Raw genomic sequence first — 20575 nt, forward strand, 5'->3', positions numbered from 1 at the left:
AAGCCGGGGCCGCAAAGCGGCCCCCCTTGAAGCCGATCAGTCAGCCAGACGCCAGGTAGTCCCACCCTTGCTGTCTTCCAGCACCACACCCATGGCGGTCAGCTGGTCGCGAATACGGTCGGACTCGGCCCAGTTCTTGTCCGCACGCGCCTGCAGGCGCGCCTGGATCAAGCCCTCGACCTCAGCGGCATCCACCTTGCCTTCGGCACCAGCACGCAGGAAGTCATCGACTTCCAGCTGCAGCACACCCAGCACATCACCCAGCTCGCGCAGGCGACCGGCAAGGCCGGCAGCGGCCTCCACGTCGCTGTCGCGCAGGCGGTTGATCTCGCGCACCAGGTCGAACAGCACGGCGCAGGCTTCGGGGGTGCCGAAGTCGTCGTTCATGGCCACGCTGAAGCGCTCGACAAACTCTTCGCCACCCTTGGCCGCCACCCGCGGCAAGCCGCGCAAGGCGTGGTAGAAGCGCTCCAGTGCGCCCTTGGCATCACGCAGGCTGTCTTCCGAGTAGTTGATTGCGCTGCGGTAGTGGCTGGCCACCAGCAGGTAACGCACCACTTCCGGGTGATACTTTTCGAGCACGTCGCGGATGGTGAAGAAGTTGTTCAACGACTTGGACATCTTCTCGCCATTGATACGGATCATGCCGCAGTGCATCCAGGCATTGGCGTACTGCTTGCCGGTGGCCGCCTCGCTCTGGGCAATCTCGTTCTCGTGGTGCGGGAACTCCAGGTCACTACCGCCACCGTGGATGTCGAAGCTTTCACCCAGGCAGCAGGTGGACATCACCGAGCACTCGATGTGCCAGCCCGGACGCCCCGGGCCCCATGGCGATTCCCAGCTCGGCTCGCCCGGCTTGACGCCCTTCCACAGCACGAAGTCCAGCGGGTCCTGCTTGGCTTCGTCGACCTCGATACGGGCACCGATGCGCAGGTCTTCGATCTTCTTGCGCGAGAGCTTGCCGTAGCCGACGAACTTGCCGACGCGGTAGTACACGTCGCCATTGCCCGGGGCGTAGGCGTAACCCTTGTCGATCAGGGTCTGGATCATTGCGTGCATGCCGGCGATATGGTCGGTGGCACGCGGCTCCTGGTCCGGCGGCAGGATGTTCAGGCGGCGCTCGTCTTCGTGCATCGCGTCGATCATGCGGGCGGTCAAGGCGTCGAAGCTCTCGCCGTTCTCGTTGGCCCGGTTGATGATCTTGTCATCGATGTCGGTGATGTTACGCACGTAGGTCAGCTCATAGCCGCTCTTGCGCAGCCAGCGGGTGACCAGGTCGAAGGCCACCATGCTGCGGCCATGGCCCAGGTGGCAGTAGTCGTATACGGTCATGCCGCACACGTACATGCGCACCTTGTTGCCATCCAGCGGCTTGAAGACTTCCTTCGCTTTGCTCAGCGTGTTGTAGATGGTAAGCACGGCGGTTCCTCAGCTGCCCCAGGAGTCACGCAGGGTGACAGTGCGGTTGAACACCGGGCGCCCCGGCTGGCTGTCTTTCAGGTCGGCGCAGAAGTAGCCTTCGCGTTCGAACTGGAAGCGGTCCTCGGGCTGCGCCTGGGCCAACGACGGCTCGGCACGGCAGCCGCTGAGCACTTGCAGCGAACCTGGGTTGATGTTGTCCAGGAAGCTGCCGCCCTCCTCGGTCTTTTCCGGGTTCGGCGAGCGGAACAGACGGTCGTACAGGCGCACTTCGCACTCGACGCTGCCCTCGGCCGGCACCCAGTGGATCACGCCCTTGACCTTGCGGCCTTCCGGGTTCTTGCCCAGCGTGTCCGGGTCGTACGAGCAACGCAGCTCGACGATGTTGCCGTCGGCATCCTTGATCGCCTCGTCGGCGCGGATCACGTAGCTGCCGCGCAGGCGCACTTCACCGGCCGGCTCCAGGCGCTTGTAGCCCTTCGGCGGCTCTTCCATGAAATCGTCGCGGTCGATGTACAGCTCACGGGAGAACGGCAGCACGCGCACGCCCATGTCTTCCTTCGGGTGGCGCGGCAGTTCGAGCTGCTCGACCTGGCCTTCCGGATAGTTGGTGATGACCACTTTCAGCGGGCGCAGCACGCACATGGCGCGCGGCGCGGTGCGGTCCAGGTCGTCACGGATGCTGAACTCGAGCATCGACATGTCGACCACGCCGTCGGAACGGTTGGTGCCGATCATTTCGCAGAAGTTACGAATCGAGGCCGGGGTGTAGCCACGGCGACGGAAGCCGGACAGGGTCGACATGCGCGGGTCGTCCCAGCCTTCGACGTGCTTTTCGTCAACCAGCTGCTTGAGCTTGCGCTTGGATGTGATGGTGTAGTTCAGGTTCAGGCGGCTGAACTCGTACTGGCGCGGGTGAGCCGGCACCGGCAGGTTGTCGAGGAACCAGTCGTACAGCGGACGATGCCCTTCGAACTCCAGGGTGCAGATCGAGTGGGTGATGCCCTCGATCGCGTCCGACTGGCCGTGGGTAAAGTCGTAGTTGGGGTAGATGCACCACTTGTCACCGGTCTGGTGGTGGTGGGCATGGCGGATGCGGTACAGGATCGGGTCGCGCAGGTTCATGTTCGGCGAGGCCATGTCGATCTTGGCCCGCAGCACGCGCTCGCCGTCCTTGAACTCGCCAGCCTTCATGCGGGCGAACAGGTCGAGGTTCTCTTCAACGCTGCGCTCGCGGAACGGGCTGTTCTTGCCCGGTTCCTTGAGATTGCCACGGTATTCCTTGGCTTGCTCAGGGGTAAGGTCGCAAACGTAGGCCTTGCCACGCTTGATCAGCTCGACCGCCCAATCGTGCAGCTGGTCGAAGTAGTCGGAGGCGTAGCGCACGTCGCCGGCCCAGTCGAAGCCCAGCCACTTGACATCGCTCTGGATGGCGTCGATGTACTCCTGGTCTTCCTTGGCCGGGTTGGTATCGTCGAAACGCAGGTGGCAAACGCCCCCGAATTCCTTGGCCAGGCCGAAGTTGACGCAGATCGACTTGGCGTGACCGATATGCAGGTAGCCATTGGGCTCCGGCGGGAAACGGGTGACGATGCTGCTGTGCTTGCCCGAGTCCAGGTCGGCCTGGATGATCGGCCGCAGGAAGTTCGCAGGGACAGCGGGGGCGCCTTTGGCAGCGGCGTTGGGCGCGTTGTCGGCAGTGGGCTTGCTCATAGGATCCTTGAATGCACGTGTCCGGCCTGGGTAGGCCGATTGAATCAAAGGGCCTATCATAGCCGAAGCAGTCAAGCTGCTGACAGCCGGGCCCGGACAAACTGGCGTGATTTATCACGGCTTTTTGCCGCAGCCTGGCAAAATGGCCAGTGCGCGCCATGTGTCGCGATCGCCTGATCCTGCGTCAGGTGATAACCCGCGCCCTGCGCACCCTAATTCCCGATTGCCTTGAAAGAGCGAGTTTCAGCATGTCCAAAGTCAAACTGAGCACCAACCACGGCGACATCGTCCTGCAACTGGACGCCGAGAAAGCGCCGCTGACTACCGAAAACTTCGTTCAGTACGTCAAGGACGGCCACTACAACGGCACCGTGTTCCACCGCGTGATCAAGGGCTTCATGATCCAGGGCGGCGGCTTCGAGCCTGGCATGAGCCAGAAGAAAACCCGCGCCAGCATCCAGAACGAAGCCGACAACGGCCTGAAGAACAAGAAGTACAGCATCGCCATGGCCCGCACCATGGAGCCGCACTCCGCCTCGGCGCAGTTCTTCATCAACTCGTCCGACAACGACTTCCTCAACCACAGCGGCAAGAACGTGCAGGGCTGGGGCTATGCGGTATTCGGCGAAGTGATCGAAGGCCGTGAAATCGTCGACGCCATCGAAAAAGTCGCCACTGGCTCCAAGGCTGGCCACCAGGACGTGCCAAAAGACGACGTGGTCATCGAGAAAGCCGAGATCATTGAGTGATCCTGCTGATCTCCGATCTGCACCTGCAAGAAGAACGCCCGGACATTACCCGGGCGTTTCTTGATCTGCTCGATGGCCGTGCCCGCCACGCCCAGGCGTTGTACATCCTTGGCGACTTCTTCGAAGCCTGGATCGGTGACGATGCCATGACACCCTTCCAGCAGTCGGTCTGCCACGCCATGCGTCGGCTGAGCGACAGCGGCACGGCCATCTACCTGATGCACGGCAATCGTGACTTCCTGATTGGCCAGGCCTTTTGCGACGCTGCCGGCTGCACGTTGCTGCACGACCCCAGCGTGATCGAACTGGGCGGTGAACAGGTGCTGCTGATGCATGGCGATACCTTGTGCACCCGCGACCTGGCCTACATGAAAATGCGCCGTCTGCTGCGCAACCCGCTGAGCCTGTGGCTGTTGCGGCACCTGCCGCTGTCGGCCCGCTACAAGCTGGCACGCAAGCTGCGCAGCGAAAGCCGCACGCAAACGCGGATGAAGTCCACCGAAATTGTCGATGTCACGCCGGAGGAAGTACCGAAGGTGATGGCGGCGCATGGTGTGCGCACCTTGGTGCATGGGCATACCCATCGGCCGGCGATACACAAGCTGGTGGTCGACGGGCAACCGGCACGGCGTATCGTGCTGGGCGACTGGGACCGCCGGGGCTGGGCCTTGCAGGTTGACGAGCAAGGGTTTCAGCTGGCGCCGTTCGAGTTTTCCTGACCGACCGAGTCGCCTTCTTCGCGGGCGTGCCCGCGAAGAGGCCGGTATGCCTTACTGCTGGACCACCGCCCCCTTGTCCCGCTCACTGATCACCACTTCCCGGTACTCGGGATCAGCCTTGATCTGCGCCTCGGTAAACGGAATCACCGCCAGTTGCCTGGCCGCAAACGCCCTGGTCTGGTCACTGGCATGCACCGAAGCCGCTTCACTCGACTGGGAAAACGCCAGCAATCCACGGGCCTCTGGCCCCTTGTCGGTAAAGCTGACCAGCTGCAGGTAGCTGGTACCACTGACCACCAGCCGCTTGCCCTGCCCTTGCGGCACACTGTAGATCGCGTTGTACACACCCAATGCCTGCGGGCCACCCGGCACCGGCGTGCCATCGCTCGACTGTTGCACCTGCCCCCAACGCGCCTCCCCCGCTATGCCGCTGTCACTCACCTGCTTGAGCGAAGCCAGCGCGGCCTGGTGCAGCAGCTTGCGCACGGCCGCCTGCTCGACCGCCAGCCCACGCGGGGTGTGCTGCGGATCGGCCGGGTCGAAGGCCACCCGCCAGCTTTCCGGGTGCTCGGCCAGGGCATCGAACAGGTTCTGGAAGTGCACCAGGCCAATGCCACTGTCCAGGTCAGCCTTGCCATTCCAGGCCGCCAGGCTACTGCATACGGCACGCACATCCGCATCGGCGCCCTTGCACCATTGCAGCAGGTCAGGCAGTACCAGGCGGGCCAGGTAGACCTCGTCATCGGTCACCATGCGCTGCAGGTCGTCAACGCCCAACCGGGCCTGACCCTGCAGGCGTTGCAGGGCAAAGCGGCCACGCATGCCCAGCGGCTGGTCACTGCGGCTGACCAGCGGCGAATAACCGGTCAGCGGCTGCGCCGGGTTGGCCATCCAGGCCGGGTCGTTGGAGTTCTGCACGAAATCTTCGCGCTCCAGGCTCGGCAGCAGCCGTGCCGGGAAGATCCCCGGCTGCGCGGCCTGCGCATCGACCTTCCACTGGCACGCGCTGCGTGAACCATCCAGTATCACCAGGCGCCCTTGCGCCTGCGGGTTGCTGCATGCGCCCAGCAGTTGCTGATCCACATAAGGCACTACTGACTGGTTCAGGTACAGGGCCTTGCCAGCCTGGTCCACCGCCAGCGTGTTGACCCAGGGAATGCCTTGCAGTTGTTCGATAGAGCCTTTCAACGTCACCAGGCTATCGGCACGGTTGATCTGGTACCACTGCTGCAACACCCGGGTATTTTCGAGGTTGGCGTCGCGCAGGCTGTAGGCCACATGTGCATCCCAGTCCAGGCGCCCTGGCCATTGCACCACTGGGCCGAACTGCGAGCTGTAGACCTGGCGCTGTACCTGGCTCAGGCCGCCATCCTCGGCCTTGACCGCAACGCTGACGGTTTGCCGGGTCAGCGGAAGCGATTTGCCATCAAGCAGGTAGCGGGTCGGGTCCTTGGGGTCTAGTTGCAGGCGGTACAGGGTAAAGTGCTTCGACGTATCGACGGTGTGCGTCCAGGCCAGATGCTGGTTGAAACCGATGTTGACCACTGGCAGGCCCGGCAATGCCGCCCCCATCACATCGAGCTGGCCGGGAATGGTCAGCTGCATCTGGTAAAAGCGCAGGCCGCCCATCCATGGGAAGTGCGGGTTGGCCAGCAACAGGCCGCGACCATTAGCCGAACGCTGCGCCCCGACGGCCACTGCATTGCTACCGCGTTCCGTGGCAAAGCGTTGCTGCCGGGCCAGCGCCGTGGCAAACCCTGTCGGCGCTTGCTGGCTGGCCAGTGTTGGCGGTTGCGCCCCCGCCAGCGCTTCGACGAACTGCCCGACACCGCCTTCAGCCAGCAGCCGACGAGTCAGTTTGACCAGGTCCTCGCTGCTGATCGGCCGCAGCCACTCGCCGTTGCCACATTCGGCGGGCAACCCTTGGCTGCGGCGCTCGACCAGCGCCCGGTTGTAGCCGCTGGCATAGCCTGCCAGCAGTGCCTGTACCGGCACCGGCTGCGCCTGCAAGAACGCATCGACTGCCGCCGGCGTGTTGAGCCAGGTGAAGAACACATCACTGGCCAGGTTGTCACGCTGCTCCAGGGTCTTGCCCTTGGCACCGAAGTAGCGTGAGCGCTTGCCGCTCACGGTCAGCACTTCATTGGCCAGCAGGCACAGGTTGTCCTGGGCGTAGGCGTAGCCGATGCCGTAGCCCAGGCCACGCTCGTCCTTGGCCACGATGTGCGGCACTCCGTAACTGGTTCGGCGAATCTGCGCACTGGCATCGGCTGCGGCGGACTGCGCCGGCGCTGCACCGACGCTGAAGGCTATCAGGGCTGCGGCCAGGCCAGCGCAAGTCATGGGACGGGAAAGTGGAAACACGGGCACTCCTCGGCTTCGGGGTCATCCCGATCAGACGAATGGCCAGGTGAAAATTTTACGTACTACAAGGCAATGGAACGTCTTGAACAGAACCAGGCAATTTTTTTTTGCGAGTGGGCTGCAGTTTTTCCGTTCTCATTCGTCCTAGTCAGTGAGGCACCCATATTTCGGGTTCGTCCACGAAAAGGAGCATTCACATGTACAACCCGCAAACCTCGATCCAGGCTGGGCGCGTCCCAGGCAAAGCACCCAAGGAACAGGGCGTATTTGCTGACGAACGCATCGGCAACGAACATATCCGCGAACTATTGCGCAGCTTCGGCCTGCGCACCAGCCTGATCCGCCTGAAGGTCATCGATGCCTTGCACGCCGCCGACCGCAATGGCCGCAGCATTGGCGTGCGCGGCGTGCACGCGCAACTGGAACAGCTGGACATCCCGCTGTCGTTCCTCAGCGTGCGCGAGGTGCTCAAGCGGCTGTGCGCCGAGGGCGTCATCCAGCTGGGCAGCGACAAATGCTACAGCCTCAACCCCCAGGCGCGCGCCGTGCTGGAGCAAACGCCTTCGCGCTGAGCGCATGGCCGGCCATGACTGGCCGGCCCGCCAGGCTCAAGGCTTGACCTTGCGCCGCAGAATGCCGTTGATCACCACGACCACCACGGCGATGGCGATGGCCAGCATCTGGAAGGTCTGCTCACTGATCGTGCCCTGCTTCTGCAGGTGGGACAGGCCCAGCATCAGGCCCAGTACCACCAGGATGATCAGAAGAGAATATTTGAGGCGCTGCACGTGTGTCATCGAAGGTTCCTTGCAACATCAGGGGCAAATGGCTCGCAACGAGCCGCGCCAATGATACAACGGCCACCAGCCCCGGCGCTGCATTTCCTGCTGGGTGGGGCGGCGACTGCCTGAAAGCATGGGGCTCCCAAGCACTCATGCCGGAGGCACCATGTACAAACCCCTGCTGTTCACATCGCTGTTTCTGACACCCTTTTCCCTTCATGCACTGGACACCCACCAGGTCCCGGCCGAGCAACTGCTCGAACTGGGCCGCGAACTGGCTGCCCATGCCGGTGCCAGCCAATGGCAACAACTCTGGCAGCGCGTGCGCCAAGCGGGTTATCTGCAGGCGCAGGGTGCTCCGCTGCATTTCAGCGCACCGCCGGCGCAACTACCCGAACTGGCCATGCAAACCCTGGCCCGGGCCGACCAGGTACAAGCGCTGCACCAGACCCAGGCACTGTACCGCCGCAGCTTTGCCGACCAGATCATCGGCCGGCGTGGCGGGCAGCCGCTGCATGCGCTGTGCCTGCTGGTCGATTGGCGCACGTTGCCACAAGGCATGCGCGACACGCCACAGGCCTATCTGCGCAGCGCCAGTCTGCTGAGCAGCTATCCGTGCGAATGAGGGTTACCAGACCCAGTACGCAACACAGGGAGAAACCAGATGGGAAATCACTCGCCACATCCAAATGTTGAAGCCATGTCCTACAACGCCGGATATCGCTGCCTGCAAAACCTGTTCGCTGAAGCTACAACCCCCAACCCATATGCCGCCTAGCGACGCGCCTCGGCTGTCACAGAAAATCCAGTCACACCTTCGACATAACGCCGCTGGTGATCGGGTAGCACAGCCCATCCGCCCCGAAGGAGCGCCATATGCAATTGCCAGACTTGAGCCACATCGATATCAGCCAACTGCCCCACTCGCTGCAGGCCCTGATCGACTGCATCGGCATCGACAACGCCTACCAGCTGACCTGCGCCTACGGCGGCAGGCCCAAGTACATCCCCAAGCACCGCGAGCGCACCAAGCTTGCCGACGTGCTGCCGGCCGAAGCGCTCGACGCGCTGATCAAGCGTTTTGCCGGTGTGGCCCTGGAAATCCCCAAGGCTGACCACTTCCTGCGCCAGTTGCGCAACCTGCAGATCCAGAAGGAAAGCGCCAGCGGCTTGTCCCGCAGCCTGCTGGCCGACAAGTACGGCCTGAGCCTGCGCCAGATCGGCAACATCCGTCGCCAGGAACCTTGCGCTCGCTGAAGCCCAAGCATCGTGGCCGCCATTGACGGCCACCTTACCCCACTAGAAAGAGCATCCCGATATGTCGATCGATAACAGCCTCATCGGCTCCGTAATCAATGCCCTGCCGATGGACCGCATGATCGCAGGCCCCCTGCAGGCCATGGTCCAGGCGCAGGTCACCGCAAGCAAGTCGTACGCTGACTTCCTGATGCAAGTGTGCGTCCAGGATGGCAAGGCCGTTGCCATCCAGTTCGACTACGACGAAACCATCGTCGACGAACAAGGCGAGTACAAGGGCGTGGTCAGCAAGACCATGAAAGTGCCGCTGGTGGCGGCCATCACCCACCCGAACATCGCCATCGAAGAGGGTAATGTCGAGTTCGAATTGACCATCAATCAGATGTCGGAAGACGTATCCACCAAGGACATGAGTGCAACCGCGACCGGTTCACTGGGCTGGGGACCGTTCCGGCTGAATGTCAAGGGCAGCATCAGCCACAAGTCCACGCAAACCCGCAAGACCGACACCCGCGCCCGCTATGCCTTCAACACCACGCTCAAACGCCAGGAACCGCCTGAGGCGATGATGCGGGTGATCGAATTCCTTACAGACGCGGCCACCAAACCGACCGTGGTCAAGACGGCAGCCCTGAAAAGCCCCGACGAAATCTCGCAGGCTGACACCCTGAATGGCAAATCGGTCGGTGCGAGCGCTGGTGCTGATGTTGGTGCTGATGTTGGTGCTGATGCCGGAGCCGAAATACCTTGAACTGCTGCCACCTGCAAAGCAGCCCCCATTATGTGAATGGGGGCACCATCGGCACAGAGGAAGCAAGTGAATGGACAAAGCCCCCGCCCCCATGACCTCCATCGACCTGCGCGAAATCACCCGCGGCCTGCAGGAAGCCGCCAGCGCTACCAACAGCCTGATCGCGCAGCAGTACATCAACCTGTTCGACCAGTTCTTCGACTGCGACACCGAGGCGTTGGGCGCCCCGATGAAAGCCAAGATGGTCGAGGTGGCCATGGACGGCCAACACATCATGCGCGTGCCGCTGTTCGCGCTGGTGTCGCCCAAGGGCCTGGCCCTTGAACGCATGCAGGTCGACCTGTCGGTAAGGGTCAACGGCACCGAAGCACAACAGGCTGTGCTGACCGAGGGCGAAAACAAGGCCGCGAGCTTCAAGGTCACCATTGGCGGCCAAGGCCGTCAGGGCGACAGCCGTGACCCTGATGAAGTGCAGATCCGCATGCAGTTCCAGGCCAGCGAACCACCAGAAGCCCTCAACCGGCTGATCGAGGAATACACCAGCATGATCGTCCCGGTACGTGCCCCCAGCCCGCCGCCCTCGCCCGATACCAATGAATTCATCGAGGCGGCCACCGTCCGCTGATGGCCGCCCCGCACCGGCTCAGAAGTCACGCTTGTAGAAGATGTCCAGTGAGCTGGCCAGCCCGCTGGCGGCCTCAAGGTACACTTTCTTGCTCAGCTTGTAGCGCAACGCAATGGTGTTTGCGGGCTCGAACACCCCTACCCCGTAGCGCAGGCTCAGTTTCTCGGTAAGGTTGCCGCTGGCGACCACGCTGGTGGTATTGCCCGAACCTTCGGTGTCCAGCTGGAAGTCGTCGATGCCCAGGTTCGAGGCCAGGCTGCCGGTGATGCCGGCGCTACCCGCCAGCCCCAGGCCCAAGGCCGCCTCGGCGAGCATGTTGTTGTCTTCGCCGGAGGCGCCCAGCGGCCGTCCCAATACCAGGTACGACAGCGCCTGCTCCTGGCTCATGGCCGGCTCGGAGAACACTTTGCTGGTGGGCTGTTCGGCACTGCCGCTCAGGCGGATACCGGCAATCACGTCGTCGACCTTGCGGATCGCCTCAATGTCCAGGTAGGGCTGGTCGATCGGGCCTGCGAACAGCAGCCGCGCACGGCGGATGGTCAGGCGCTGGCCGTAGGCACGGTAGCGGCCGTCGGCCAGGCTCAGCTCGCCACGGGTATCGAGGTTGTCGCCGATGTGCACATGGCCGAGCAGGTTGGCCTTGAGGCCAAAGCCACTGAACGAAAGCTTGTCGCGGCCCACTTCGACATCGATGTCCATGGCCATCGCCATGGGTGGCTTGCCCTCTTCGGTCTGGTGGCCGACGATCACCGTGTCATCCGAGACCTTGACAGTGGAGGGTGGCAGCTCGCGCACGGTGATCGTGCCCTTGGGCACCTGGACCTTGCCGGTCACCGCCAGCTTGTCATCGATCAGGCGCAAGGTCAGGTCGGGGGCGACCTCCAGCGTCGCATAGGGCTCGACCGTGACAGGCAGTTGCTGGCCCTGCAGACGCAGGTCCATGCCCAGTGCCTGGCCCCAGGTGAGGTTACCACTCAACTGGCCACGCCCCGCCTCGCCACTGCGCCAGCTGCCATTGAGCTGTACCTGCTCGCCAGCAATCGATGCCTGCAATGACAAGTCCTCGAGACTGACCGGCAGCTCGGCGCCACTGACTTCGCCGCCGCTGAGCATCAGGTTGCCGTTGACCTGCGGGGCCAGCAAGGTGCCCGACAGCCGGCCACTGCCATTGAGCTGCCCGGCAAGGCGCTCGACCATCGGCACGAACGGACGCGCCACTGACAGGTCAAGGCCGGCCAGGCGGAAATCACCCGACAGTGGCTTGTTCTTGCCCAGTGGGTCGAGGCGGGTGTTGACGTTCAGCTCGCCCAGGCGCTCGCCGCGGAACGCCAGGCGGGTATCGATGCGCCGCGGCGCCAGGGTGCTATCCAGGCGCAGGGCCTGGTACGGGAAGTCGAGCCAGCGGTCCTTGTCACGCACGCGCAGGGTACCGCCACTGGCGTCGACGACGATGTTGCCCTTGGGACCGCTAGCCGGGATGTCCAGATTGATGTCGGCATTGAGCAGGCCCTGCCAGGCAAAGTCCTTCGGCAGCCACTGGGCCAGGCTGTCCAGCGGAAACTGCTTGAGGTGGTAACGCAAGCGTGGCTCGGGGGCCAGGCGCTGGTCTTCACCACACAAGCTGGCCTGGCCGGAGCGCCAGCAGTGCGCAGCAAAGTCCAGTTGCCCGCTGGCCAGCCGCTGCAGGCGCGCCGGTGCCTGCAATTGCCAGTCCTGGCCGCCGGCCTGGACCCGTCCACTGGCCAGGCGCCCACGCCAGTCACCCTTGTTCAACTGGCCATCCAGGCCGAGGTCGAGCTTGAGTTGCGGGCCGTCCAGCGCCAGGGTCAGCGCTTGCTGGCGAATGTCGCCTTTGCCGTTGGCCTGCAAGGTGCCCAATGCCGTGTCCCCCAGGTGAATGCCGCTGGCCTTGAGCTCGATCACGCCGCGCTGGGCGTTGTCCAGGCGGGCATCCAGGTCCAGCTGCTGCAGGCGGTTTTCCGCCTGTGCCAGCCGCAGGCCCTGCAGGGTCAGCGTACCTTGCGGGGCCTGCAAGGTGCCGGCGACGTCCAGCCGGCCCTTGACCTGGCCCTGCAACCCTGGCCACAACTGGCCCAGGCGCGGCAGGTCGAGGTCGAGCCGCCCGGCCAGGCGCTGCTGCAGGCTGCCACTGCCATTGATACGGTTATCACCCAACTGGACTGCCAAGGCGCCCAAGGTCCAGCTCTGCCCTGCCCCTTGGGCCTGCACCTTGAGCATTGCCGGCTGGCCGCGCAAACGGCCTTTCAGGTCAAGCTGGGCATCGAGGCTCAGGGCGTCGCCTTTCATTTCGCCTTTGCTGCGCAGCGGCCCCGCCAGGGTACCCGGCAGCTCGGCCAGCCAAAAGGCCGGGTCGAGCGCCGACAGCTGCAGGTCGACATCCCATGCCAGGTTGTCGGCAAAACGCACGGCGACACTGCCGGCAGCCTTGCCTTGCCCGGCGGTCAGCGCCAATTGCGGCAGCTTCACCTGGCTCAGGTCACCCTCGAACGGGCTGGCCAGGCTGAACGCGCCGGCCGGGCCGATCAGGTCGCCATTGAAGGTGCCCTGATAGTTGCCATCGCGATAATGCACCTGGGCCCCGAGGCGCTTGAGCGTGACCTCGGGCGGCGCCTCCAGTGGATACAGCCGCAGCCACGGGAAGTCCTGCCAGTCCAGTCGGGCATCGGCGACCAGGCCTTGCTGCCAGTCAGCCGTGGCCTGCAACTTGACCCGCTGGGTATCGCTGGCATTCAGGTCCAGGGCATCGAGCCTGACGCCTTTGCTGTCGACCAGCCCGGACAACAGCAGGGCGATCGGCGACTGCTCGGCCGGCAGGCTGGCCGCCCCCGACAGTTGATAGCCCTTGAGCAGGTCACCACTGGCATCGAGCTTGAGCTGGTTGAACTGCACGGTATCGGGCAACGAGCCAACCGGCTTGAATGCCTCGGAGCGGATCTGCAAGGTCGCCGGCAGGTGCTCGGCCAACGCCTGCAATTGCCCGCTCAACGTGGCGTCAAGGTAACCGCTGCTGGCGCCGGCAAGCTTCAGGGTTTTCTGTAACTCACCAGTGGCGGTCAGCGCCAGCTGCCAGGGTTTACCGTCTACCGCTGGCAGTTGCAGCTGCGCCTGGAGTTGCACCGGCCAGTCAGCTTCGGGCTGCAGGTCGCCCTGCAGGTTCAATTGCAGGGCGTCACGCTGCAGGTGCAGGCTGTCGATGCGCAGCCCGGTGCTGGTCCAGTGCGCCGCCAGTTGCAAGTCGCCAAGCAGGTCACTGCCATCCAGGCGCAACTGGCCAACCTTGACCTCACCCAGTTCGATGTCCAGCGGCAAGCGCAGGGCCGGCAACTGCAGCGGGCCACTGTCGGCCGACTCGGCGCCGGGCGCAAAGGCCATGTCGATACGCTGCGCCTGCAATTGGTCAATGCACAAGGCAGAGCGCAACAGGCATGCCGGTGACCAGGCCAGCAGCGGTGCCTGCACCTCTACCGTGCTGCCACCATCGGCCCAGCTCAGCCGGCTGGCTTGCCAGCTACCTGCCAGGCGGCCCTGGAAGTCAGCGACCTCAAGCCCGGGCACCTTGCCCAGCACCCAGCGGCTGCCAGCCTCGGTCCCCAGCAGCAGGCCGAGTGCCAGGCCCAGGCTCGCAACGACCCCGAGCAGGCCCGGCAGAATGTACTTGATCACGCGTTTCACAACTCAGGCCCCATGGAAAAGTGCAGGCGAATTCCCCCTTCATCATCCAGCGCCTTGGCCAGGTCCAGGCGCAGCGGCCCGACTGGCGACACCCAGCGCACGCCAAAACCGACACCGGTCTTGAGGCTTGGCAGTTCCAGGTCGTTGAACGAGTTGCCCTGGTCGACGAAGGTTGCCAGCCGCCACTTTTCGGTCAACGAATACTGGTACTCGACACTGCCGGCCACCAGGTAGCGCCCGCCAATGCGGTCACCGTCGCTGTTCTTCGGCGACAGGGTCTGGTAGTCGTAGCCGCGCACGCTCTGGTCGCCACCGGCGAAGAAGCGCAGCGAGGGCGGAATGTTGTTCTTGAAGCCATTGGTCGCGCTGCCACCGAACTGCACCCGGCCAAGCAGGCGGTGGTCATGGCCAAGGGTGGTCAGGCCCTTGAGCAGCACGTTGCCATGCAGCAGGTTGGTGTCCGAGACCAGCCCTTCCTTGGCCGCCTGCACATCGAACTGCAGGCGGTAACCGTTATGTGGGTCGATGCGGTTGTCACTGCGCAGGAAGGAGAAACTCACACCCGGCATCAGCAGGTTGCTCAACCCGGAGTCATCACCCAGGCGGTATTCCTCGCGCTGGTACTTGAGGGAAATCACCCGCTGCCAGCCGCTGGCCAGCTTGCTGTGCCACTCGGGGCCCACCGTCAGCAGTTTGCTGAGGGTATCGGTGCCGGCAATTTCTTCGTTCTGGTAGCCGCCGGCAAAGCGCAACTTGTCGGTCAGCGGTGGGTCGAGGGGAATGTCGTACCAAAGACCGACGTTCTGCCGTGGCGCCGACAGTTCGGTTTCCCAGCCGTAGCTATGGCCCTGCGGGTTGACCCAGTGGCGGGTCCAGTTGGCCTTGCCGCGTGGCCCGACGTCGGTCGAGAAGCCCAGGCCCAGGCCCATGGTGCGCGGCTTGCGGGTTTCCAGGCGGACATCCACGGGGATTTCTTCGCCCACGGCGGCGGTGGGCGCCGCATCCACGCGCACGCCTTCGAAGTAGCCGCTCGATTGCAGGTCATTGTTCAGCTCGGCGATCAGTTCCGAGTCGTAAGGTGTACCCGGCTTGAACGAGACCATGCGTTGCAACAGGTCGTCGTCCAGCGGTGTGTCGCCACCAAAGGTGACGGCGCCCAGGTGATAGCGCGGCCCGCTCTGGTAGACCAGCTCGATATCGGCCACCCCGGCCTGGGGGTCGACCGCCAGACGCTGGCGGCTGAAGCGCCCACTGAAGAAGCCATAGCGCGACGCCTGGTTCTGGATCAGCCGCTTGGCATCTTCGTAATGGCCGTGGTTGAGTTGTTCGCCCGAGCGCAGGGCCTTGCTGTCGGGCACGCGAAAGGCCTTCATCTCGCTGGCGGGGCCTTCGATACGCACGGTCACGTTGCGCAGGCGAATGGGCTCGCCGGGGTCGATGGTGATGATCAGTTGCGGGGAACGGTCAGCCTCGCTGGCGGGCTTGACCTCGGTATCGATCTGCGCCTGGTAGTAGCCAAGTGCCTGCGCAGCTTTGCGCGCCTGCTCCTGGGCGCCGCGACTGAAGCGCAGCAGCGCTTCTTCATCGCGGTCGCCAAGGGTACCGATATAGCCTTCGACATTGGCCTTGAGCGCCTTGTTGGCCGGTTTGACCTTCACCAGCAACTCACTCTGGCCCCATGCTGCGAAACTGGCGACCCAGATAACCAGGCCCCAGGTCAATCTTCCTGAATACGTCATGCGGCGCATGCTACCAGAGCCGGGCGCTCAAGGGAGCCGCCGCACGGTCTGCTCAGGCAAAAGCAGAATTGGAAGAGACCGGATTGGGATGGAAGAACACCCTCTCCCGGATTGGTCCTACAGCTACCTCGCCAATTTCCTCATAGCCCTGTCGCTGGTAAAAGGCCAGGTAGTGCTCGTTGCCAGTGTCCAGCACCACACCTTGGGTGCCAGGGTCGTCTGCGCACCAGTCATGCACAGCTTGTAACAATTGCTCGCCGTAGTGCTTGCCCTGAAATTGCGGGTGCACGCCCAACAGCGGCAGCACATGCACCTGATCGGTGGGCAGGCAGGTGGCCAGGGCGGCCTGATAGTCCATGTAGCGACGCGTACAGCGCAGGCCGGTACCCAATATCATGCGCAGGCGCCAGGCCCAGCTATCGGCCACCCCCAGCCGGCGCAGGGGCGGCACGATCAGGGCCAGGGCGATCAGACGGTCCTCCACCAGCAGGCCGATGGCAGGCAACTGCAAGTAGAAATGCTGGCGTACCCATTCGCGCACCATCACCCGCAGGCGCTGCTCATAGCCTGGGCGTTGGGCCTCGAAGATATAGGCGAAAGTAGGTTCATGACGGTAGGCGTTGTACAACAGCGAACGCGCCTCGCGGCTGTAGCCGTCATCGAGCAGGCAGACTCGGGCCGTAACGGCAGTGGTTTCAGGCATTGCGGGCAGTCCTCCTGGAATGGGCGTACAAGTGCCCTGGCAAGGACGTTAGCAGCAGGCTCCCGAAGCCGCCATGCTGGTGATGGCAAGCGATGTCGGCTAGCATCGCGCCTTTTACCGGGATTATCTTTCCATGAAGATCGTCTGTTTCAACATCAACGGCCTGCGGGCCCGCCCGCACCAGCTGGCGGCGCTGATCGAAAAGCACCAGCCGGACGTGATCGGCCTGCAGGAAACCAAGGTCAGCGACGATCAGTTCCCGCTGGCCGACGTGCAGGCGCTGGGCTACCACGTGCATTACCACGGCCAGAAAGGCCACTATGGCGTGGCCCTGCTGTCGCGCCAGGCACCGCTGAGCCTGCACAAGGGCTTCGCCAGCGATGAAGAAGACGCCCAGCGCCGCTTCATCTGGGGCACCTTCGCCGATGCCGATGGCACCCCTATTACCATCATGAACGGCTACTTCCCCCAGGGTGAAAGCCGTGACCATCCCACCAAGTTCCCGGCCAAGCAGCGCTTCTACAGCGACCTGCAGGCGCTGCTGGAAGGCCAGTTCCGCAACGACCAGCCACTGCTGGTGATGGGCGACATGAATATCTCGCCGCAGGACTGCGACATCGGCATCGGCCCGGACAACGCCAAGCGCTGGCTCAAGACCGGCAAGTGCAGCTTCCTGCCGGAGGAGCGCGAGTGGATGGAACGTTTGAAAGGCTGGGGCCTGGTGGACAGCTTCCGCCACCTGTACCCGGAGGTGAGCGACCGCTTCAGCTGGTTCGACTACCGCAGCCGCGGCTTCGAGGACGAGCCCAAGCGCGGCCTGCGCATCGACCTGATCATGGCCTCGCAGCACCTGGTGCCGCGGATCAAGGCAGCGGGTGTGGACTATGAACTGCGCGGGATGGAAAAGCCGTCGGACCATGCGCCGATCTGGCTGGAATTGAGCTGAATTTGGGATGAAGCCACTAGACTTGGGTCTTGTGTTGCCTGTGGGATCGAGCGCCGCGCGGGCGGCGCTCGATCCCATAGACACCACAAGACCCATGGCATGCCCCTTGAGCCTCCTGCTCACAAACCCAACCGCAACGCCTCCCCCACCCCCGCCCCGCGCACATCGTCCGCTGCGCTGACCAACGCAAAGTTGTAAGCCCCATGCGACCAGTACCGCGCCTCCAGCTGGCCATCCACCCGCTGCCCGTCAGGCATGCGCCGGTACTGATCGCCCGGTGAGCGCAGGAACAGGCTGATGCGCTGGCCCTTGCCATCCTCGAACACCAGCAATGCCGCCGGCCCTCGCTCATTGCTGAGCAGGCGCGCACCCACCGGTTTGAAACCGTAGCCGGCCAGATCCGGCAACTGGCCCACGCTTTTGAAGTGGCGCCCCAGCCAGTCGCGCAACTGCTCCGGGTCGCTGGCCTGAATATCCAGTGCCTCGCTGCCGGCAAACAGGCGGTGCGCCTGAACCGCATCGGCCATCGGCAGGTCGGCACGCGCCAAGGTGGCATCGCGCACCTGCCAACCACCCAGGCCACCCACGCCCAACGCCAACAACAATACCGCCGCCGTGGCCCAGCGGCGCTGGCGGCGTTGGCGCAATTGCCGGCGCAACTGCCCCAGGTCCAGCTGCGCAGCCCCGGGCACTTCGCCAAACCCGGCCAACGCCGCACGCAGGCGCCGGGCATCGGCACGCCAGCCCTCGACCTTGGCCGCAGCCTGCGGATTGGCCGCCAGCCAGGCCTGCACCTCGGCCCGGCGCACAGGCTCCAGGCGCTCGTCGACATAGGCGTGCAGTTCGTCTTCGCTGGGGATCAGGCGCGTCATTTCAGTCTCCGCAAGGCCGGGGGCTGGGGGCTGCCCTCGGTGAGTTCGCGCAAGGCATTGCGGGCGCGCGACAGGCGCGACATCACAGTGCCGATAGGGATACCCAGGGCCTGGGCGGCCTCCTTGTAGCTCAAACCTTCGATGCTGACCAGCAGCAGCAACGCACGCTGTTCTGCCGTGAGCCGGGCGAAAGCCTGCAGGTCGGCCTGGGCCAGGACAATGGTCTCGAGGTCGCCACCGACCGGCTCGTCGTCGCGCTCGCCGCGGCCGAACCAGGACAGCCAGCGCGCATGCAAGCGCTCGCGGCGCTTACCGTCGAGGAAAAGCCGATAAAGGATGGTGAACAGCCAGGCCCGCAGTGCATCGGCGTCGCGTTGCTGGTCGCGCCGGCTCAAGGCCCGCTCGACCGCGGCCTGCACCAGGTCGTCGGCACTGCCCGGCTCGCGGGTCAGCCACACGGCAAAGCGGCGCAGGCGGGCCAGCAGCTCGCGCCACTGGTGGTCGTCCAGATCATGCATGGCAAAGTCCCGGCCTCTGGGGTTGTCAGTGTAAAAGGCTGACGCCTGTGAGGAAATTCTATTCCCGAAAAGGGAATAAGTTTTTCCCTGCACCGTCGTACCGGCACCTCCACTGAACCGGACAATCACCATGAACTCACCCCTGCACGGCCCGGCCAAGGCCCTGCGCCTGGCCGCCATCGGCGCCGTGATGCTGGCCGCGGGCGCCGGCTTTGCCTATGCCGCCGGCTGGTTTGGCGAAACCCGCCTGACCCCACAGCGCATCATCGACACCTTCGAAGCCCAGGCCGGGCATTACCCGGGTTACCGGAAAAACCACGCCAAGGGCCTGTGCGTCAGCGGCTACTTCCAGCCCAGCGGGCAGGCCGCCAGCCTGTCCACGGCGCGGGCGTTCAGCCAGCCGCGGGTGCCAGTGATCGGCCGCTTCGCCATTGGCGGCGCCAACCCGTTCGCGCCGGACACCGGCATACCGGTGCGCAGCCTGGCCATCGAGCTGAGCACCGACGACGGGCAGGTCTGGCGTACTGGCATGAACAACCCACCGGTGCTGGCGGTAAGCACGCCGCAAGCCTTCTATGAGCAGGTACTGGCGGGAGCACCAGACCCGGCCACCGGCAAACCGGACCCGGGCAAACTGCAGGCATTTTTCGCCGCCCACCCGGAAAGCGCGGCGTTTCGCCAGTGGGCGGCGGGCTACACGCCCAGCAACAGTTTCGCCAGCACGCAATACCACAGCATCAACGCCTTCCGCCTGATCGACGCAAGCGGTGCGGCCCACCCGGTGCGTTGGCAACTGGAGCCGCAAACGGCGTTTGCCGCCCTGCCTGCCCAAGTCGATGACAAACAGTTCCTGCAGCACGACCTGCAGCAACGCCTGGCCCAAGGCCCGCTGCGCTGGACGCTGCGCCTGGTGCTGGCGGAGCCTGGCGATGCGGTGGACGACCCTGCCAGACCCTGGCCTGCCGAACGGCGCAGCGTGGACGCCGGCACGCTGGTGCTGGAGCAGGTCGACGGCCCCGAGCAAGGGGCCTGCCGCGACCTCAACTTCGACCCGCTGATCCTGCCCCGGGGCATCCAGGCCTCCGCCGACCCGATCCTCGCGGCCCGTTCGGCCGCCTACTCGGAATCCTTCAACCGCCGCAGCCGCGAATCGCTCGGCACCGGAGCCCGCCCATGAAAACCGACACCTTCCACCCCCTTGCCCGCCTGTTGCACTGGCTGATGGCCGTGCTGATCCTGGCCATGTTGTTCATCGGTGTGAGCATGGTCGCCGACCTGTCGCCACGCCACCCCGTGCTGATCGGGCTGCACAAGGCCACCGGCCTGGCCCTGCTGGTACTGGTGTTGCTGCGCATCGGCGTACGCCTGGCCCTGCCCCACCCGCCCCTGCCGCACGACCTGCCCACACTGCAGCGCTGGGCCGCCGGGGCCTCGCACCTGCTGCTCTATGGCCTGATGCTGGCCATGCCGCTGCTGGGCTGGGCCATGCTGTCGGCCGGTGGCTACCCACGCCCGTTGGGTTTACCGGCCATCGCCCCCCATGACCTGCAGTTGTACGCCGTGCTGCGCCAGGCCCATGGCTGGGATGGCTACCTGCTGTTCGCCACGGTGCTGGTGCATGTGGGCGCGGCCTTGATGCACGGGTGGGTGCGCCGCGACGGCGTGTTGCGTAGCATGTGGCCAGGCCCACTGCGCCGCAGCGAATGACGCTCGGCAACCCAGGGC

The 20575-nt window shown here is 64.5% G+C and carries 19 protein-coding genes; 10 read left to right on the plus strand and 9 right to left on the minus strand.

The genetic code is table 11. The annotated features are described in order from the left end of the window. Window positions 1–36: 36 nt before the first annotated feature. The gene (gene cysS, locus J5M71_RS18975) at window positions 37–1419 is read right to left on the minus strand and encodes a cysteine--tRNA ligase (RefSeq protein ID WP_207835004.1); all 1383 of its coding nucleotides are present in this window, start codon (window positions 1417–1419) and stop codon (window positions 37–39) included. A 9-nt stretch (window positions 1420–1428) separates the two neighbouring features. Then, complete coding sequence (locus J5M71_RS18980) at window positions 1429–3132, minus strand: glutamine--tRNA ligase/YqeY domain fusion protein (RefSeq protein ID WP_087500591.1); 1704 nt, start codon at window positions 3130–3132, stop codon at window positions 1429–1431. 248 nt (window positions 3133–3380) lie between these two features. On the opposite strand from J5M71_RS18980, the gene J5M71_RS18985 reads away from it, so the two are divergent. Together J5M71_RS18985 and J5M71_RS18990 are read left to right on the plus strand one after the other, a co-directional pair. Next, window positions 3381–3881: a peptidylprolyl isomerase gene (locus tag J5M71_RS18985; protein WP_087500592.1), complete on the plus strand. Its 501-nt coding sequence runs from the start codon at window positions 3381–3383 to the stop codon at window positions 3879–3881. Further along, the gene (locus J5M71_RS18990; RefSeq protein ID WP_207835006.1) at window positions 3878–4600 is read left to right on the plus strand and encodes a UDP-2,3-diacylglucosamine diphosphatase; all 723 of its coding nucleotides are present in this window, start codon (window positions 3878–3880) and stop codon (window positions 4598–4600) included. Before J5M71_RS18985 ends, J5M71_RS18990 begins: the two co-directional genes overlap by 4 nt. A gap of 51 nt (window positions 4601–4651) precedes the next feature. Here J5M71_RS18990 and J5M71_RS18995 read toward each other — a convergent pair whose 3' ends face one another. Then, window positions 4652–6964, minus strand: coding sequence for an acylase (locus tag J5M71_RS18995; protein ID WP_207835008.1), 2313 nt, complete (start codon window positions 6962–6964; stop codon window positions 4652–4654). Between the two features lie 197 nt (window positions 6965–7161). Here J5M71_RS18995 and J5M71_RS19000 point away from each other — a divergent pair, with 197 nt between their 5' ends. Next, window positions 7162–7536, plus strand: a complete 375-nt coding sequence (locus J5M71_RS19000; protein WP_207835010.1) for a fe2+ zn2+ uptake regulation protein — start codon at window positions 7162–7164, stop codon at window positions 7534–7536. A gap of 36 nt (window positions 7537–7572) precedes the next feature. Here the strand turns inward: J5M71_RS19000 and J5M71_RS19005 are convergent, their stop codons facing one another. After that, window positions 7573–7761 (minus strand): hypothetical protein, encoded by a 189-nt coding sequence (locus J5M71_RS19005; RefSeq protein WP_003248064.1) that lies wholly within the window; start codon window positions 7759–7761, stop codon window positions 7573–7575. Between the two features lie 151 nt (window positions 7762–7912). On the opposite strand from J5M71_RS19005, the gene J5M71_RS19010 reads away from it, so the two are divergent. From J5M71_RS19010 to J5M71_RS19025, 4 genes are all read left to right on the plus strand, one after another. Next, window positions 7913–8371, plus strand: a complete 459-nt coding sequence (locus tag J5M71_RS19010) for a hypothetical protein (RefSeq protein ID WP_207835013.1) — start codon at window positions 7913–7915, stop codon at window positions 8369–8371. Window positions 8372–8622: 251 nt separating this feature from the next. Continuing rightward, window positions 8623–9003, plus strand: a complete 381-nt coding sequence (locus J5M71_RS19015; protein ID WP_063914843.1) for a Mor transcription activator family protein — start codon at window positions 8623–8625, stop codon at window positions 9001–9003. A 61-nt stretch (window positions 9004–9064) separates the two neighbouring features. Beyond that, window positions 9065–9754: a DUF2589 domain-containing protein gene (locus J5M71_RS19020; RefSeq protein WP_207835015.1), complete on the plus strand. Its 690-nt coding sequence runs from the start codon at window positions 9065–9067 to the stop codon at window positions 9752–9754. Window positions 9755–9824: 70 nt separating this feature from the next. Then, complete coding sequence (locus J5M71_RS19025; RefSeq protein WP_207835017.1) at window positions 9825–10379, plus strand: DUF2589 domain-containing protein; 555 nt, start codon at window positions 9825–9827, stop codon at window positions 10377–10379. 18 nt (window positions 10380–10397) lie between these two features. Here the strand turns inward: J5M71_RS19025 and J5M71_RS19030 are convergent, their stop codons facing one another. The 3 genes from J5M71_RS19030 to J5M71_RS19040 are packed head-to-tail and all read right to left on the minus strand — an operon-like array spanning window position 10398 to window position 16514. Further along, on the minus strand, window positions 10398–14072 hold the full coding sequence (locus J5M71_RS19030; RefSeq protein ID WP_207835019.1) for a translocation/assembly module TamB domain-containing protein: 3675 nt from the start codon (window positions 14070–14072) through the stop codon (window positions 10398–10400). Beyond that, on the minus strand, window positions 14069–15811 hold the full coding sequence (locus tag J5M71_RS19035) for an autotransporter assembly complex family protein (RefSeq protein WP_207835022.1): 1743 nt from the start codon (window positions 15809–15811) through the stop codon (window positions 14069–14071). The genes J5M71_RS19030 and J5M71_RS19035 overlap by 4 nt, the downstream gene beginning before the upstream one ends. Before the next feature lie 52 nt (window positions 15812–15863). After that, window positions 15864–16514, minus strand: a complete 651-nt coding sequence (locus J5M71_RS19040; RefSeq protein ID WP_196188811.1) for a GNAT family N-acetyltransferase — start codon at window positions 16512–16514, stop codon at window positions 15864–15866. Window positions 16515–16647: 133 nt separating this feature from the next. On the opposite strand from J5M71_RS19040, the gene xthA reads away from it, so the two are divergent. After that, window positions 16648–17460, plus strand: a complete 813-nt coding sequence (xthA, locus tag J5M71_RS19045) for an exodeoxyribonuclease III (protein ID WP_063914848.1) — start codon at window positions 16648–16650, stop codon at window positions 17458–17460. 119 nt (window positions 17461–17579) lie between these two features. Here xthA and J5M71_RS19050 read toward each other — a convergent pair whose 3' ends face one another. Both J5M71_RS19050 and J5M71_RS19055 read right to left on the minus strand, forming a co-directional pair. After that, window positions 17580–18332 carry an anti-sigma factor gene (locus tag J5M71_RS19050; protein ID WP_207835023.1) on the minus strand — a complete coding sequence of 251 codons (753 nt, stop codon included), beginning with the start codon at window positions 18330–18332 and terminating at the stop codon, window positions 17580–17582. Further along, window positions 18329–18850, minus strand: coding sequence for a sigma-70 family RNA polymerase sigma factor (locus tag J5M71_RS19055; RefSeq protein ID WP_207835024.1), 522 nt, complete (start codon window positions 18848–18850; stop codon window positions 18329–18331). Before J5M71_RS19055 ends, J5M71_RS19050 begins: the two co-directional genes overlap by 4 nt. A 124-nt stretch (window positions 18851–18974) precedes the next feature. On the opposite strand from J5M71_RS19055, the gene J5M71_RS19060 reads away from it, so the two are divergent. Both J5M71_RS19060 and J5M71_RS19065 read left to right on the plus strand, forming a co-directional pair. Next, a complete protein-coding gene (locus J5M71_RS19060) occupies window positions 18975–20027 on the plus strand; it encodes a catalase family peroxidase (protein WP_207835130.1) in 1053 nt (350 codons plus the stop codon). Further along, complete coding sequence (locus J5M71_RS19065) at window positions 20024–20557, plus strand: cytochrome b/b6 domain-containing protein (protein WP_207835025.1); 534 nt, start codon at window positions 20024–20026, stop codon at window positions 20555–20557. The genes J5M71_RS19060 and J5M71_RS19065 overlap by 4 nt, the downstream gene beginning before the upstream one ends. The last annotated feature ends 18 nt before the right edge of the window (window positions 20558–20575 follow it).

Origin of the sequence: Pseudomonas sp. 43(2021), from assembly GCF_017490805.1 — a bacterium.
Taxonomy (GTDB): Bacteria; Pseudomonadota; Gammaproteobacteria; order Pseudomonadales; family Pseudomonadaceae; genus Aquipseudomonas.

Excerpts from the sequence above, each read along its gene's own strand:
- J5M71_RS18980 (WP_087500591.1), bottom strand. The coding sequence starts at position 3,132 with ATGAGCAAGCCCACTGCCGACAACGCGCCCAACGCCGCTGCCAAAGGC.
- J5M71_RS18985 (WP_087500592.1), top strand. The coding sequence starts at position 3,381 with ATGTCCAAAGTCAAACTGAGCACCAACCACGGCGACATCGTCCTGCAA.
- J5M71_RS19000 (WP_207835010.1), top strand. The coding sequence starts at position 7,162 with ATGTACAACCCGCAAACCTCGATCCAGGCTGGGCGCGTCCCAGGCAAA.
- J5M71_RS19005 (WP_003248064.1), bottom strand. The coding sequence starts at position 7,761 with ATGACACACGTGCAGCGCCTCAAATATTCTCTTCTGATCATCCTGGTG.
- J5M71_RS19010 (WP_207835013.1), top strand. The coding sequence starts at position 7,913 with ATGTACAAACCCCTGCTGTTCACATCGCTGTTTCTGACACCCTTTTCC.
- J5M71_RS19015 (WP_063914843.1), top strand. The coding sequence starts at position 8,623 with ATGCAATTGCCAGACTTGAGCCACATCGATATCAGCCAACTGCCCCAC.
- J5M71_RS19020 (WP_207835015.1), top strand. The coding sequence starts at position 9,065 with ATGTCGATCGATAACAGCCTCATCGGCTCCGTAATCAATGCCCTGCCG.
- J5M71_RS19025 (WP_207835017.1), top strand. The coding sequence starts at position 9,825 with ATGGACAAAGCCCCCGCCCCCATGACCTCCATCGACCTGCGCGAAATC.
- J5M71_RS19035 (WP_207835022.1), bottom strand. The coding sequence starts at position 15,811 with ATGACGTATTCAGGAAGATTGACCTGGGGCCTGGTTATCTGGGTCGCC.
- J5M71_RS19040 (WP_196188811.1), bottom strand. The coding sequence starts at position 16,514 with ATGCCTGAAACCACTGCCGTTACGGCCCGAGTCTGCCTGCTCGATGAC.
- xthA (WP_063914848.1), top strand. The coding sequence starts at position 16,648 with ATGAAGATCGTCTGTTTCAACATCAACGGCCTGCGGGCCCGCCCGCAC.
- J5M71_RS19050 (WP_207835023.1), bottom strand. The coding sequence starts at position 18,332 with ATGACGCGCCTGATCCCCAGCGAAGACGAACTGCACGCCTATGTCGAC.
- J5M71_RS19055 (WP_207835024.1), bottom strand. The coding sequence starts at position 18,850 with ATGCATGATCTGGACGACCACCAGTGGCGCGAGCTGCTGGCCCGCCTG.
- J5M71_RS19065 (WP_207835025.1), top strand. The coding sequence starts at position 20,024 with ATGAAAACCGACACCTTCCACCCCCTTGCCCGCCTGTTGCACTGGCTG.